The 13,057-nt window shown below is 73.4% G+C and carries 14 protein-coding genes and 1 tRNA gene; 5 read left to right on the forward strand and 10 right to left on the reverse strand.

What is annotated here, in order from left to right:
* Nucleotides 1-4 precede the first annotated feature (4 nt).
* Together AC5L3Z_RS02965 and AC5L3Z_RS02970 are read right to left on the reverse strand one after the other, a co-directional pair.
* On the reverse strand, nucleotides 5-565 hold the full coding sequence (locus AC5L3Z_RS02965) for a TetR/AcrR family transcriptional regulator (protein WP_494839257.1): 561 nt from the start codon (nucleotides 563-565) through the stop codon (nucleotides 5-7).
* Between the two features lie 80 nt (nucleotides 566-645).
* A complete protein-coding gene (locus AC5L3Z_RS02970; RefSeq protein ID WP_494839258.1) occupies nucleotides 646-1,254 on the reverse strand; it encodes a PadR family transcriptional regulator in 609 nt (202 codons plus the stop codon).
* Between the two features lie 57 nt (nucleotides 1,255-1,311).
* Here AC5L3Z_RS02970 and AC5L3Z_RS02975 point away from each other — a divergent pair, with 57 nt between their 5' ends.
* Nucleotides 1,312-2,511 (forward strand): FAD-dependent oxidoreductase, encoded by a 1,200-nt coding sequence (locus AC5L3Z_RS02975; protein WP_494839260.1) that lies wholly within the window; start codon nucleotides 1,312-1,314, stop codon nucleotides 2,509-2,511.
* A gap of 203 nt (nucleotides 2,512-2,714) precedes the next feature.
* On the opposite strand, the gene AC5L3Z_RS02980 is transcribed toward AC5L3Z_RS02975, so the two are convergent.
* Genes AC5L3Z_RS02980 through AC5L3Z_RS02995 form a run of 4 tightly spaced genes read right to left on the reverse strand, consistent with a single transcriptional unit; the run spans nucleotide 2,715 to nucleotide 6,269 of the window.
* The gene (locus AC5L3Z_RS02980; protein ID WP_494839261.1) at nucleotides 2,715-3,392 is read right to left on the reverse strand and encodes a response regulator; all 678 of its coding nucleotides are present in this window, start codon (nucleotides 3,390-3,392) and stop codon (nucleotides 2,715-2,717) included.
* Complete coding sequence (locus AC5L3Z_RS02985) at nucleotides 3,389-4,534, reverse strand: sensor histidine kinase (RefSeq protein WP_494839263.1); 1,146 nt, start codon at nucleotides 4,532-4,534, stop codon at nucleotides 3,389-3,391. The genes AC5L3Z_RS02980 and AC5L3Z_RS02985 overlap by 4 nt, the downstream gene beginning before the upstream one ends.
* Nucleotides 4,531-6,048, reverse strand: coding sequence for a multicopper oxidase family protein (locus AC5L3Z_RS02990; RefSeq protein WP_494839265.1), 1,518 nt, complete (start codon nucleotides 6,046-6,048; stop codon nucleotides 4,531-4,533). Before AC5L3Z_RS02990 ends, AC5L3Z_RS02985 begins: the two co-directional genes overlap by 4 nt.
* Complete coding sequence (locus AC5L3Z_RS02995; protein WP_494839266.1) at nucleotides 6,045-6,269, reverse strand: hypothetical protein; 225 nt, start codon at nucleotides 6,267-6,269, stop codon at nucleotides 6,045-6,047. The genes AC5L3Z_RS02990 and AC5L3Z_RS02995 overlap by 4 nt, the downstream gene beginning before the upstream one ends.
* Nucleotides 6,270-6,372: 103 nt before the next feature.
* Between AC5L3Z_RS02995 and ligD the strand changes: the two genes are divergently transcribed.
* Together ligD and AC5L3Z_RS03005 are read left to right on the forward strand one after the other, a co-directional pair.
* The gene (gene ligD / locus AC5L3Z_RS03000) at nucleotides 6,373-7,338 is read left to right on the forward strand and encodes a non-homologous end-joining DNA ligase (protein WP_494839268.1); all 966 of its coding nucleotides are present in this window, start codon (nucleotides 6,373-6,375) and stop codon (nucleotides 7,336-7,338) included.
* Nucleotides 7,339-7,382: 44 nt separating this feature from the next.
* Nucleotides 7,383-7,856, forward strand: coding sequence for an SUKH-3 domain-containing protein (locus AC5L3Z_RS03005; protein WP_494839269.1), 474 nt, complete (start codon nucleotides 7,383-7,385; stop codon nucleotides 7,854-7,856).
* Nucleotides 7,857-7,915: 59 nt separating this feature from the next.
* Here the strand turns inward: AC5L3Z_RS03005 and AC5L3Z_RS03010 are convergent.
* Nucleotides 7,916-7,990 (reverse strand) — tRNA-Arg (locus AC5L3Z_RS03010).
* A 172-nt stretch (nucleotides 7,991-8,162) separates the two neighbouring features.
* Entirely contained in the window at nucleotides 8,163-8,858 is a 696-nt protein-coding gene (locus AC5L3Z_RS03015; protein WP_494839271.1) for a winged helix-turn-helix domain-containing protein, read from the reverse strand.
* Nucleotides 8,859-9,137: 279 nt separating this feature from the next.
* Here AC5L3Z_RS03015 and AC5L3Z_RS03020 point away from each other — a divergent pair, with 279 nt between their 5' ends.
* On the forward strand, nucleotides 9,138-9,710 hold the full coding sequence (locus tag AC5L3Z_RS03020; RefSeq protein WP_494839272.1) for a hypothetical protein: 573 nt from the start codon (nucleotides 9,138-9,140) through the stop codon (nucleotides 9,708-9,710).
* A gap of 59 nt (nucleotides 9,711-9,769) precedes the next feature.
* On the opposite strand, the gene AC5L3Z_RS03025 is transcribed toward AC5L3Z_RS03020, so the two are convergent.
* Together AC5L3Z_RS03025 and AC5L3Z_RS03030 are read right to left on the reverse strand one after the other, a co-directional pair.
* Nucleotides 9,770-10,432, reverse strand: coding sequence for a DUF305 domain-containing protein (locus AC5L3Z_RS03025; protein WP_494839273.1), 663 nt, complete (start codon nucleotides 10,430-10,432; stop codon nucleotides 9,770-9,772).
* Between the two features lie 12 nt (nucleotides 10,433-10,444).
* Nucleotides 10,445-11,242 (reverse strand): thioredoxin-like domain-containing protein, encoded by a 798-nt coding sequence (locus AC5L3Z_RS03030; RefSeq protein ID WP_494839275.1) that lies wholly within the window; start codon nucleotides 11,240-11,242, stop codon nucleotides 10,445-10,447.
* 96 nt (nucleotides 11,243-11,338) lie between these two features.
* On the opposite strand from AC5L3Z_RS03030, the gene argS reads away from it, so the two are divergent.
* The gene (argS, locus tag AC5L3Z_RS03035) at nucleotides 11,339-13,003 is read left to right on the forward strand and encodes an arginine--tRNA ligase (RefSeq protein ID WP_494839276.1); all 1,665 of its coding nucleotides are present in this window, start codon (nucleotides 11,339-11,341) and stop codon (nucleotides 13,001-13,003) included.
* Nucleotides 13,004-13,057: the final 54 nt, after the last annotated feature.

Raw genomic sequence — 13,057 nt, forward strand, 5'->3', positions numbered from 1 at the left:
GTCCTCACTCGGGGATGGGTGGGTCGATCGGTGCCACCGCCCGCCGGGCCATGGCCAGCAGGGCCGGTCGCAGCTCGTCGTCGGGCACGTCGACGAACTCGGCGCACGCCTCGGGGATCCCGGCGAGCAGGACCAGCGCGGTGATCCGGGCCTCCACCCGGTCGCTGTGGCCGGCGAGCGCGTCGAGGAGCCGTTCGGAGATCTGCTGGACGTGCGCGAAGGCCGGTTGCGCCAGCAGCTCGGGGAACTCGCCGCGGAGCAGCGCGATCTCCCGGCGGAAGCGCACGGCGAGGTCGACGAAGCCCTCGGCGGCGGCGCGCTGGGCGCGGTCGCCGGTGAGCCCGGTGACCCGTTCGTCCAGCTCGACGAGGACCTCGATCGGCTTCGCCATCAGCGCCGCGAGCAGCGCCTCCTTGTTGGCGAAGTGGTAGAGCACCGCCGCCTTGGAGCAGCCCACCTCGCGGGCGATGTCCTGCAACGAGGTGCCCCGGTAGCCGGTCACCGCGAAGCGCCGCGCCGCCGCGGCGAGGATCTCGCCGTGGGTCTCGGGTACCGCTCGAGCCATGCGTTCCAGCATGCCTGACCGATCGGTCAGTGCCTGACCGATCGGTCAGACTAGTGGGGTGGCCTTCGCCACACCCGTGCTCACTCCGGGTCGGGCCCGCCCCCGGTCCAGCCCGCGAGCCACTCCCCGGACCAGGTGAGCGTCCCGGTGCGCAGGTCGGCGGCGAGGGCCCGCACCCAGTCCAGCTCGGCCCGCGTCACCGCCAGCCGGTACTCGTCCTCGACGAGGAAGAGCCGGGGCAGCTCGACGGCGGCCAGCAGCGCCTCCCGCTCGCGCAGCCGCGCGGCGAGCGTCTCGGCGCGACGTTCGAGCTGCCGGGCGGCCTCGGCCGGGGGTAGCAGCGGGAGGAAGGAGAGCGCCGCCGGGAACTCGGGGAACTCCCGCGCCGGGGTGGCCAGCGCCTCGACCAGCCAGCGGTCGAGCGTCCGCCGGCCGGCGTCGGTGAGCTCGTAGACCGTGCGCTCCGGGCGGCGCTCGTCCCGCGCGGTGTGGCTGACCCGGACGAGTTCGTCCCGGAGCAGCCGCTCGATCGCCTGGTAGATGCTGTTGCGCTGCGCGACGTTGACGACGTCCTGCTTGTCGCGCTCCCGGATGAGCTGCTGCATCCGGTACGCGTGCATCGGCTCCTCCACCAGGAGGGCGAGCACCATCATCGCCAGCGGCGAGTGGCGGTGGGCGCGGGCTGCCATGCCATCACCTTAGGTGGCGCCCTTCTGCATCATAGTCATTCTATGTATAGTCATGACATGACTAAAGCACTCGTCATCGGTGGCGGCATCGCCGGCCCGGTCGCCGCCATGGCCCTGCGACGCGCGGGCATCGAATCGGCCGTCTACGAGGCGTACGAGCGGGACGCCGTCGGTGTCGGCGCCTTCCTCACCCTCTCGGTCAACGGCGTGGACGCCCTGCGGGCGGTCGACCTGGCCGACCTGGTCGCCGGGCTCGGCCACCCCACTGCCCGGATGGCGATGTACAACCACCGGGGCCGCCGGCTCGGGGAGTTCGGCACCGCCGGCACCCGCACCCGCGACCTGGGCAGCACCACCATCCAGCGCTCCGACCTCTACCGTGCGCTGCGCGACGAGGCCGTCCGGCGAGGCGTGCCGATCGTGCACGGCGCACGCCTGGTGGACGCCGAGCCGGCCGGGTCCGGCGTGCGGGCCCGGTTCGCCGACGGCCGGACCGCCGAGGGTGACCTGCTGGTCGGCGCGGACGGGCTGCGCTCGCGGACCCGGCAGATCATCGACCCGGCGGCACCCCCGCCGCGGTACGTGCCGTTGCTCAACGCCAGCGGCCGGGCCCACGTGCCGGGGCTGTCGGGAGAGCGCGGGGTGATGCACATGGTCTTCGGGCGGCGGTGCTTCTTCTGCTGGATCCCGGTCGGCGGCGACGAGGTCTGGTGGTTCGCCAACCCGCCCCAGCCGGTGGAGCTGACCCCGGCGCAGCTCGCCGCGATCGGGTCGGAGGAGGGGCGGAACCGGCTGCGGGCACTCTTCGCCGGCGACGTCGGTCCGGCGTCGACGATCGTCGAGAACACCGAGGTGATCCGGTACGGCTGGCCCACCTACGACCTGCCGTCGGTGCCCACCTGGCACCGCGACCGCATGATCGTCATCGGCGACGCCGCGCACACCGCCGCACCCTCCTCGGGGCAGGGCGCGGCGATGGCGTTCGAGGATTCGGTGGTGCTCGCCCGGTGCCTGCGCGACCTGCCGGACGTCCCGGCCGCCTTCACCGCGTACGAGCGGCTGCGCCGGGGGCGGGTGGAGAAGGTGGTGGTCCAGGGGAGGAGGACCAGCAGCACGAAGGCCGCCGGCCCGGTCGCCCGGGTGCTCCGGGACATCGCCCTGCCGATCATCGCGAAGCGGGTCGCGAAGGACGACGGGGCCTCCCTCGCCTGGCTCTACGACCACCACATCGAGTGGGACGCGACGGTGGCCGCCTGAGTCAGTCCCGCCGGTGCTCCCGGTCGTACGCCGCCCGGGCCGCGCTGATCGCCGCCCGGTGCCGCTCGGCCCACCCGGTCAGCGATGGGACACGACAGTGCCTCCCTCCGCTCGGCCCGATGGTCACACAGGATGCCCCGTGGCGACGAAGCGTGAGCGGCATCGGCGCGGGGACGGGGTCGGGGTCCGGCCGGCGTGCGGCGTCACCCGGGCCGGTCCGGCCCCACCCCGGGTACGCCCGGACCGGCCCGGTGCACCGCGATCGCGACGTGGAGCCGGTCCCGGGCACCGAGCTTGTCGAGGATGTGGCGGACGTGCGTCTTCACCGTCCACTCGCTGATCACCAGGTGGCCGGCGATCTCCTCGTTGTTCAGCCCGGCGGCGATGAGGAACGCCACCTCCCGCTCCCGAGCGGTGAGCCGGTCCAGGGCTTCGGCCTCGGCCGGCCGGGGTGGCTCGGCGTACCGTTCGATGACCCGTCGGGTGACCGCCGGGTCGAGCAGCGCCTGACCCGCGGCCACCACCCGCACCGACTGGCGCAGCGTGTCCGGTGGGGCGTTCTTGAGCAGGAACCCGCTCGCCCCGGCGCGGAGCGCGGCGAAGACGTACTCGTCCAGGTCGAAGGTGGTCAGGACGATCACCCGGGTGGGGTGCTCGGCGGAGCGGCCCACGATCGCCCGGGTCGCCGCGATGCCGTCCGTGCCCGGCATCCGCACGTCCATCAGCACCACGTCGGGCCGCAGGTGCCCGCTCAGCGCCACCGCCTCGGCACCGTCGCGGGCCTCGCCCACCACCAGGAGGTCGTCGGTGCGGTGCAGCAGCGACCGCAACGCGTCCCGCACCGCCTGCTGGTCGTCGGCGAGCAGCACCCGGACGGTCATCGGGACGCCCCCGGCTCGGCCGGCAGCCACGCCTCCACGAGGAATCCCCGCTCCGGGCCCGGCCCGGCCCGCAGCCGACCGCCGACGCTGCGGGCCCGGTCGGACATCCCGGCGAGGCCGTGGCCGCCCTGCGCGGGCAGCGCGCCGGGGCGGCCGTCGTCGTCGAAGCGCAGGTGCACCCCGTCCCCGGCGTGCTCCACCACCAGGCGGGCCCGCCTGGCACCGGAGTGCCGGATGGTGTTGGTCAGCGCCTCCTGGCAGATCCGGTAGACCGCGAGCGCCACCGAGCCGGTCAGCTCGGATCCGGGGCTGATCCGCACTTCCAGCTCCACCCCCGCCGCCCCGGCCACCGCCCGGAGACGGTCCAGGTCGGCCAGGCCGGGCGCCGGGGCGAGCGGCGCCGCGCCGTCCCCGTCGCTCCCGCCGCGCAGCAGCCGGACCGTCCTCGTCGTCTCCCGCAGCGCCTCGTCGTGGGCGGCCAGCGCCGCGGCGACCGCCGCCCGGCAGGCCGGCGGGTCCGCGGTCACCGTCTCCTCGGCGATCCGCAGCTGCAGCCCGATCACCACCAGGCTGTGGGCCGCCACGTCGTGCAGGTCCGCCGCCACCGCGAGGCGCTGCTCGGCCATCCGCTGGGCGGCCACCCGCCGGTTCTCCTCGGCGGCCCGGGCTAGCCGGTCCCGCACCTCGCCCGCCCAGCGACGCCGCTGCCAGGCGGCCTCGCCGACGGCCAGCGCGAGGCCGACGACGATCAGCGTCTGCGCCTCACCGACGAGGACCGGCAGGACCGGCTCGCCCTCGGCGCCGGTCCGCCAACCGATGTCACCGACGCTGATCACGACGGCGATCAGCGCGGCGGGGAGCAGCCGCCCGGCGGTGGCGGCCCGGGCGTACGGCACCAGCAACGGCCAACCCAGCCCGATCGCCGGAAAGCCGGCCACGTGGTAGCCGACCACCACCGCGGCGGAGAGCGCCAGCACCGGCACCGGTCGACGCCGCCCGGCCAGCTGAAGGGCGCCCAGCACCCCGCCGAGGGCCCAGCCGGCGAGCCCCGGCGACCGGCTGGCCGGTTCGACGGCGATGTCCACCGCCAGCCAGACCGACCCGGCGACGAGGCCGGCGGCTGCCGCGTCCCGGAGCCTCACGGGTGCGGGTGCGGAATCAGGTTCGTCGGGTTCACCTGGCCCTCCGTCCCGGGCGCTACGACGACGTACTGTCCCATCATGCCGGCGTCCTCGTGCGCCAACAGGTGACAGTGGAACATGTACGGCCGGGTCGCGTCGGCGTGCTGTCCGAAGCTGACCAGGAGGGTCACCTCGGTGCCCGGCGCGACGAAGACGGTGTCCTTGCGACCGCGCATGTCGGGCGTGGTCGCCCCGCTGACGGTGAACGCGGCGTTGTGCACGTGGAAGTTGTGCGGCACCCCCTGCCGGTTGCGGATCCGCCACCGCTCGGTGGTCCCGAGTGGCACCGCGAAGTCGATCCGGCCGAGGTCCATCGTCCGGCCGTTGATGGTGAAGTCGCCCAGGTCGAACCGCCGGTCGGGGTGGCCCCGGGGCGGCTGCGCGACCGGCGCGGCGGCCGGCAGGCGCGCCGGTAGCGGGACCGACGGCGCCAGCTGCCCGTCGGCGGCGAGCAGGAGCAGGTGGAACTCGTCGTCGCCGCCGGCCAGCCGGTCGTAGAGCACGTTCGCCCCCAGCTCCGGCGGGCGGCTGACCAGCAGCAACCGTTCGCTCGGCCGGACGGTGACCACCAGCTCGACGCGTTCGCCGGGGCTCACCCGGACGTGGTCGGTCTCCACCGGCGCGGGCAGCAGCCCCTGGTCGGAGCCGACCAGGTGGAAGGGGCGACCGTCGGCGAGGGCGAGGTCGTACACCCGTGCGTTCGAGGCGTTCAGCACCCGCAACCGGACCCGCTGCGTGGTCACCCGGAGCACCGGCCCCCAGGTGCCGTTGACGAAGACGTCCCGGCCGAGCAGTCCCACGATGTCGGTGCCACCGAAGTCGATGCCGTCGGTGTCCGTACCGCCGTCGTCGGTCACGGTCCGGTCCTGCAGGACCAGGGGGATGTCGTCGACGCCGTAGCGCTCCGGGAGCAGACCCGCCGCCCGGTCGTCGTCGACCAGGATCATCCCGGCCAGGCCGCGGTGGACGTGGTGCCGGGTGGAGCCGTGCGGGTGGGGGTGGTACCAGAGCGTGGCGGCCGGTTGGTCGATCCGCCAGGACGGCTGCCAGGTGCCGCCGGGCGGGACCAGCTGGTGCGGGCCGCCGTCGGCGACGGCCGGCAGCTCCATCCCGTGCCAGTGCAGGGTGGTGGCCTCCGGCAGGTCGTTGCGGACCCGGGGGGCCACCAGTTCCCCCCGGCGCATCCGCAGCGTCGGGCCGAGGTAACTGCCGTTGGCGCCCCAGGTGGGGGTGCTCCGTCCGGGCAGCAGCTCGGTGGTGCCGGCGCGCAGGGCCAGCTCGTGGACGATGCGACCGGCGGCGTCCCGGCGGGGCGTGGCGACCGGCGGCACGGCCAGCGGCCGGTCGAACCGCACCCGGCCGACGTTGCCGCGACCGGCGGTGACCCAGACGTGCCCGGCCAGCGCGCCCGCAGGCACCACGGTGGCCAGGCCGGCCAGTCCGGCCAGGCGGAGGAAGCGGCGGCGGGAGGTCACGTCCCCGGCCGGTCGCGCCGGGGCCACGCAGCGAGAGCCAGGCCGAGCAGGATCAGCCACCCCGCCACCCAGGACTCCGGCGCCGGCACCACGGCCGGCTCGCGGAGGATCACGTGCAGGGGCACGAAGAGCCCGCCGAAGAGGACGAAGACACCGAAGAGGGCCAGCGCCGCGCCGAGCAGCCGGCGCACGGGGACTGATCTACCGTGAGGTCGGGACATGCGGTGACGCTATGACCGCGCCATCGGCCCGGGCATCGCTCCACGGAGGTATCCGTCGGCCGCCCTGGTTGACCGGGGCCGCTGTGGCGGGGAGGGTGACGTGATGAGCGGGGCGGAGGAGACGCGGGACGGGGTCAAGCTGACCAGTCTGGACCAACCGCTGCTCGCCGGCGGGGACGTCACCAAGCGGGACCTGGTCGACTACCTCGACGCGGTGCGCGAGCGGATCCTGCCCGGCCTGCGGGACCGGCCGCTGTCGGTGATCCGGCTGCTGCGCGGCCAGGACCCGTTCATGCAGAAGAACCTGCCGAAGTACACCCCGGAGTGGGTGCGCCGCACCTCGGTCTGGGCCGAGGCGTCGCACCGGCAGGTGTCGTACGCCCTCTGCGACGACCGGCGGACCCTGCTCTGGTTCGCCAACCAGCGGGCGATCGAGTACCACCCGACGCTGAGCACCGTCGCCGATCCCCAGCACCCCACCCACCTGGTGCTGGATCTGGACCCGCCGGAGGGGGACGCCTTCACTGCGGTCGTCGGGGCCGCCCGCCTGGTGCGGCGGGCGCTCGCCGAGGCGGGGCTGGCCGGGGCGGTGAAGACCAGTGGCGCGAAGGGCCTGCACGTCTTCGTGCCGGTCGCGGCGGGCACCAGCGCCGAGGAGGCGGCCGCCGCCACCCGCGCCCTGGCCGTGCACGCGGAACGGCTCGACCCGGCGCTCGCCACCACCGCCTTCATCCGGGAGGACCGGGGCGGGCGGGTCTTCGTCGACGCGACCCGGGCCGGCGGGGCCACCGTGGTGGCCACGTACAGCCCCCGGGTGCGGCCCGGCCTGCCGGTCTCGTTCCCGGTGGCCTGGGACGACCTGGACGCGGTGAGCCCGGCGGACTTCACGGTGCGGACCGTCCCGGCCCTGCTCGGCGATCGGGACCCGTGGGCCGAGGCGATGCCGGCGCCGCAGCGGCTCCCGGACGACCTGGTCGCCGAGGGTCGGACCATCCCGGTGGCCCGGGTGCAGGCCATGCACGAGGGGAAACGCCGCGCGAGGGCCCGTCGGGAGTCCGGCGGCGGCTGACCGGGGCGACGTCGCTCCAGATCGTGGAGGAGGAGTGGGCATCGGTGGAGCTGTCGCTGGGTCCGGCTGCCAGGGCCGCCCTGGCGGAGCGCGGGTGGTCGAGTGAGCGGAGGGTGGACATCGCGGATCAGGCGTCTCGACTCTCCCGTCTCGGTTACCGGCTGGATGACAGGATGCTCGAGGTTCTGTCCTCCCTCGTCGGACTGCGGGTGGGCCCGGTCGTGGTGAGGGGCGTGGACTTCCATAACGATGAGCCGTTCATCGTCGACCCGCTGGGAGTTGGCACGAGGAACCGGGACGAGTGCCGGCGGCTGGAGAGGATGTTCGGCACGACGTTCAGTCCACTGGGGTGGTGGCTCTGTCGGTCGCACGTCTACTTCGGCGCCAGCGGACTGGTGGTAGCCGCGTTACCCGGCGTGATCTGGCATCTGGGCGACACCCTCGACGAGGCGATCGAGTTCATGTTGTTGGCGAACCGTCCACTCGTCAGGCTCTTGAGCAAGGATGGCCTGGAATGAGGGGTTGACGTCCAACGCGAAGAAGCCCGGACCGACTGGTCCGGGCTTCTTCGCGTTGGTGGTGCCCCCGGCAGGATTCGAACCTGCGCCCCCGCCTCCGGAGGGCGGTGCTCTATCCCCTGAGCTACGGGGGCTCAGCGACTCGGAAAGACTAGCAAACGCCCCTACCGATCGCCGAATCGGTATCCACTGTCCTTCTCCGTGTCGCCCACCCGCCCGCGAACCCCCGTGGTGATCATGGAGTTGGCGGCGATGTGGATCTTCAAACCGCCGTAAACTTCATGATCAGCGGCTGGGGTGGGTGGGTCAGGCGGCGGCCTGGGCTCGGCCGCAGCTGGGCAGGGGGTGCAGGGCGATACGGCGGGGCAGGCGGCGGGGCCACTCGTTGCGAGGCCAGGAGCCGTCCACGATCAGGTGCACGGTGCGCTCCTCGGCGCCGCTGAGCCGCAGCACGAAGTCCCGGGGGAGCGGCGCGTCGACGCCGGGCGTGGTCACCATGAACCGGACCCGGCCCCGGGACGACACCGCCGAGATGACGTCGGCGGCCGGCATGGTGCCCCGCAGGCGTACCCGGCCGATCCAGTAGACCTCGGCGGCGTGCTCCTGGGCGGCCCGGGTGATGGCCGGGTACTCGCTGCGTACCCACCGCTCCACCGCGCCGACGCAGAGCCCGCAGGCCCGCTCCCGCGGCTCCCGCGGACCCAACCCCCAGGCCCGCAGGTACGCCCCGACCGTGCCGGAGTCCATCGCCAGGTCGAACTGGCGCTCGACGAGCATGCTGAGGCTCTGTCGCGTCCACAGCTCCTCGTCCAGCCCGAACTCGTCGGGATGGACGCCGCGCAGGGCGTCGATCAGTTCCAGTTCCTGGTCGCGGCTGAGCGTTCCGGACTCGCCCTGCCGGTGTCCGCGACGGACGGCTGCCACCGCTCCGTCACCGCCGATGGTGTGGCGTCGGCACCAGCTGGTGACCGAGCGCCGCGCGTCTCTGAGTGCAACCCCCACGTCCTGCGCAACGAGCACGAATCACGACCGGTCACGCCATATGGCTGAAAAGGTTCACCAAGTCCCTCTAAAGCGATGAAGCGGCTGAAAGGGATGCGAGCCCTATAAGGTGCATATCGGACCCCCGGCGACCCGCCCGTGTGGGTACGGCGGGAGCGGTGGCTTCTCGCCGCGGTGTCGGCGGCCGCGACCTGTCGTTGCACCTGTGTGACGTGCCATCCGCCGCCGAGCCCCGGCCGGGCCTCCCCCGGAACCACCCGCTGGGCCCGGCTGTGCGTCGTGACGCTCACCCTCGGCGCGTTCGGTCCGTACCTCGCGCCGGGTCTGCGGACGGAAGAGGTGAGCGTCTACGGGGCGGTCGCGGCCCTGTTCCTGCTCGGGCTCTGGACGCGGGTCCGCCTCACCGGCACGGCGCAGTGGGTGGCCGCGGCGCACCTGACCCTCATCGCGGTCGCCACGTCCGGGGTGCTCCTCCCGCCGCCGAACCACACGCTGTACCGCCCGGGCAGCATCCTCGCCGGCCTCGACAACGTGCTCCTGCCGATCGCGGTCGTCGCCGTCGTCGGGATGCTGGTCGGGGCCGGTGCGGACCCGGGCCGCATGCTCCGCGCCGGCTGCGCGACCGTGGTGTGGGCGAACCCGGGTGCTGGCCCCGTTCCGGCTCTTCGGCGACGCGGAGAGCGTCGCCGACCGGGCCGAACAGCTCGGCCGCTACTGCTGTTGCTGGTGCGGCGGGACGGTAGCGCCGGGCCCTGGTGGCAGGCGGCCGGCTCCGGCCGGCACCGCACCCTCCTACCGCAGGGGGTGCCGCTGCGCCGGTCAACCCACCGGCGGTCGGGAGGTGCGCCGTGACGACGAGGGCCGCCCCCTCTCCACCGGAGAGAGGACGGCCCTCGCGGGTGCCGGCTGCCTCAGCCCTTCGCCTGCTTCTGCAGGTCCAACAGGTTGTTCAGCTCGTTCTGCTGGGTCGACTTCATCGTGGTGGCGAGCCGGACCACCTCGGGGTCGTCCGTGGCGTCCAGCACGGCGTCGATCATGTGGATGCCGCCCAGGTGGTGGGCGATCATGAGCCGGAGGAACTGCTGGTCGACCGCGATCCCCTGGGCCTCGCGCAGCGCCTTCATCTCCTCGCTGGAGGCCATACCCGGCATCAGCCCGTCGCGGAGCGCCTCCCGGCCGTCGGGCATCCAGGCCATCGGCGGCTGCGAGCCGGTCGGGGCCAGCCCCCACTGCCGCAGCCAGGTCTGCATGGCACCGATCTCGCCCTGCTGCCCGGTGGCGATGTCGACGGCCATCTGACGCACCGCCGGCAGGGTCGCCGAGCGGTACGCGGTGAGGCCCATCTCCACCGCCTGGGTGTGGTGGGTGGTCATGTCCCGGGCGAAGCCCGCCTCGACGGAGGTGTCGCCGGGGCGGGTGAGCCCGGGCGTCAGGAGGCCACCGGCGTACCCGAGGAGCAGGCCGACCACGACGGCGGCGAGCAGCGCGAGGGTGCCGGTGCGGCGGGTGGCCCCCCGGCCGTCGGTGTCGACGGCCGGGGTGGTCTCGTCCTCCGTCATGGCGGAAACAGACATCAGAGGCGTTCCCTACTGCGTCGGCTGGAGGTCGCGCGGCGTGGTGCCGGTGGCCGTGACGCCCTGGTTGCACAGGGCGGTCGGGCCCTCGATGGAGGCGTTCACCCGGAGCGCCTTGATGAACTCGTCGATCCGACCGTCGCCCGCGTCGTCGACCTTGAGCTGGTAGCCCCAGGCCTGGAGCGACACCGGCTTGTCGAGGCCGTCGACCGGGCTCATCATCGTCTTCTCAACGCCGCGCACCCGGTCGGCCAGCTTCTCCACCTGGTCCTTGGGCAGGTCCGACCGGTAGGTGACCCAGACCGCGCCGTGCTCCAGGCTGTGCACCGCGTGCTCGTTGGCGATCGGGGCGTCGTAGACGTCACCCATGCAGTTCTGCCAGGCGTTGTTGTGTCCGCCACCGACCGGCGGGTTGTACTTGTACTGGAGCGGGCCGGAGGTGTGCCTCTCGTACTTGAGGCTCTCGGGGTCCTTCTCGCGGAAGTTGACGATCCCGCTGATGTCGGCGGCCCGGTCCTCCCAGCTACGGGAGCCCTTGAATGCCGCCCAGGAGCCGTACCCGATGATCGAGACGGCCAGTACGCCGACGGCGACGAACAGGGCGATCGGCCCCCAGGCACGGCCGCTGCTCACCTTCACCGGGGTGACCGGCTTACGGGGGCCCTTGCCTCCCGAGGTCGGGCGGGGGTTGCCCGCCGACTTGCCGGCCCCGGGCTTGGCGCCGGGCGCGGGCCGGCCAGCCGCCGGCTTCTTGCCGGTGCTGACCACGGTGGGACGGCGCTGCGGGCCGCCCGGGGTGCTGATGCTCATGGTGCCTCGTCAGGTCGGTCGGTCAGGGGTTGGCGGGCCGGGTGACACGCTGGGTCGCCGCCGAGTTCCCGAGTCTACCCCCGATAACATGGATCAGTGACTCCTGCAGAACTCGCTGAGGTCGTCCTCTCCGCAGCCCACGCCGTCTTCACCGACCGGGGCCTCGACCCGGCCGCGCTCCCGGCGCGGACGGCGGTGGAACGACCGCGCAACCCCGAGCACGGCGACTACGCCTCGACGCTGGCGTTGCAGCTCAGCAAGAAGGTGGGGGTCCCGCCGCGGGAGCTGGCCGCCGCACTCGCCGAGCAGCTCGGCCGGGCCGGAGGGGTCAAGTCGGTGGAGATCGCCGGCCCGGGCTTCCTCAACATCCGGCTGGACGCGGCCGCCGCCGGGCAGCTCGCCCGGGTGATCGTCGAGGCCGGCCCGGAGTACGGCCGCAGCGACCGGCTCGCCGGCCAGAAGATCAACCTCGAGTTCGTCTCCGCGAACCCGACCGGCCCGGTGCACATCGGCGGGGTCCGGTGGGCCGCGGTCGGCGACGCGCTGGGCCGGCTGCTGCGCGCCACCGGCGCCGAGGTCGGCACGGAGTACTACTTCAACGACGCCGGCTCCCAGATCGACCGGTTCGCCCGGTCCCTGCTCGCCGCCGCCAAGGGCGAGCCGGCCCCCGAGGACGGGTACGCCGGCGCGTACATCAACGAGATCGCCGAGGCCGTCCAGCGCGTCCGGCCTGACCTGCTGGAGCTGGACGACGCCACCGCCCAGGAGGTCTTCCGGGTCGAGGGTGTCGCGCTGATGTTCTCCGAGATCAAGTCCTCGCTGCGCGGCTTCGGTGTCGAGTTCGACACCTACTTCAACGAGAAGGACCTGCACGACCGCGGTGAGCTCGACCACGCGCTCAACCGGCTGCGTGAGCAGGGCCACCTCTTCGAGGCCGACGGCGCCACCTGGCTGCGCACCACGGACTTCGGGGACGACAAGGACCGGGTGCTGCGCAAGTCCAACGGCGAGTGGACCTACTTCGCCGCCGACTGCGCCTACTACCTCGACAAGCGCGAGCGCGGCTTCGAACGGGTCGTGATCATGCTGGGCGCCGACCACCACGGCTACATCGGCCGGATGAAGGCGATGGCGGCGTGCTTCGGCGACGACCCGGAGCGCAACCTGGAGATCCTGATCGGCCAGCTGGTCAACCTGGTCCGCGACGGCGTGCCGGTGCGGATGAGCAAGCGGGCCGGCACCGTGGTCACGCTGGAGGACCTGGTCGAGGCGATCGGCGTGGACGCCTCCCGGTACGCGCTGGCCCGCTACTCCAGCGACTCGCCCATCGACATCGACGTGGAGCTGTGGACCCGGGCCACCCGCGACAACCCGGTCTACTACGTGCAGTACGTGGCCGCCCGGACGGCGAGCGTGGGGCGCAACGCCGCCGAGGTCGGCCTGACCCGGGGCGACGGCGACAGCTTCCGCCCCGAGCTGCTCGACCACGAGAAGGAGAACGAGCTGCTCAAGGCGCTCGCCGAGTTCCCCGCCGTGGTCGCCGCGGCGGCGGAGCTGCGCGAGCCGCACCGGGTCGCCCGCTACCTGGAGGAGCTGGCCGGCGCCTACCACCGGTTCTACGACAACTGCCGGATCCTGCCGCGTGGCGAGGAGGAGGTCACCGACCTGCACCGCACCCGGCTCTGGCTCAACGACGCCACCCGCACGGTGATCGCCAACGGCCTGCGCCTGCTGGGTGTCTCCGCGCCCGAGAGGATGTGATCGCGTGCGAGCGCGAGGAGTGAGCTTGCGAGCCCCCCGGTCGCGAAGCGGAGA

Source organism: Micromonospora sp. LZ37 (genome assembly GCF_059359015.1).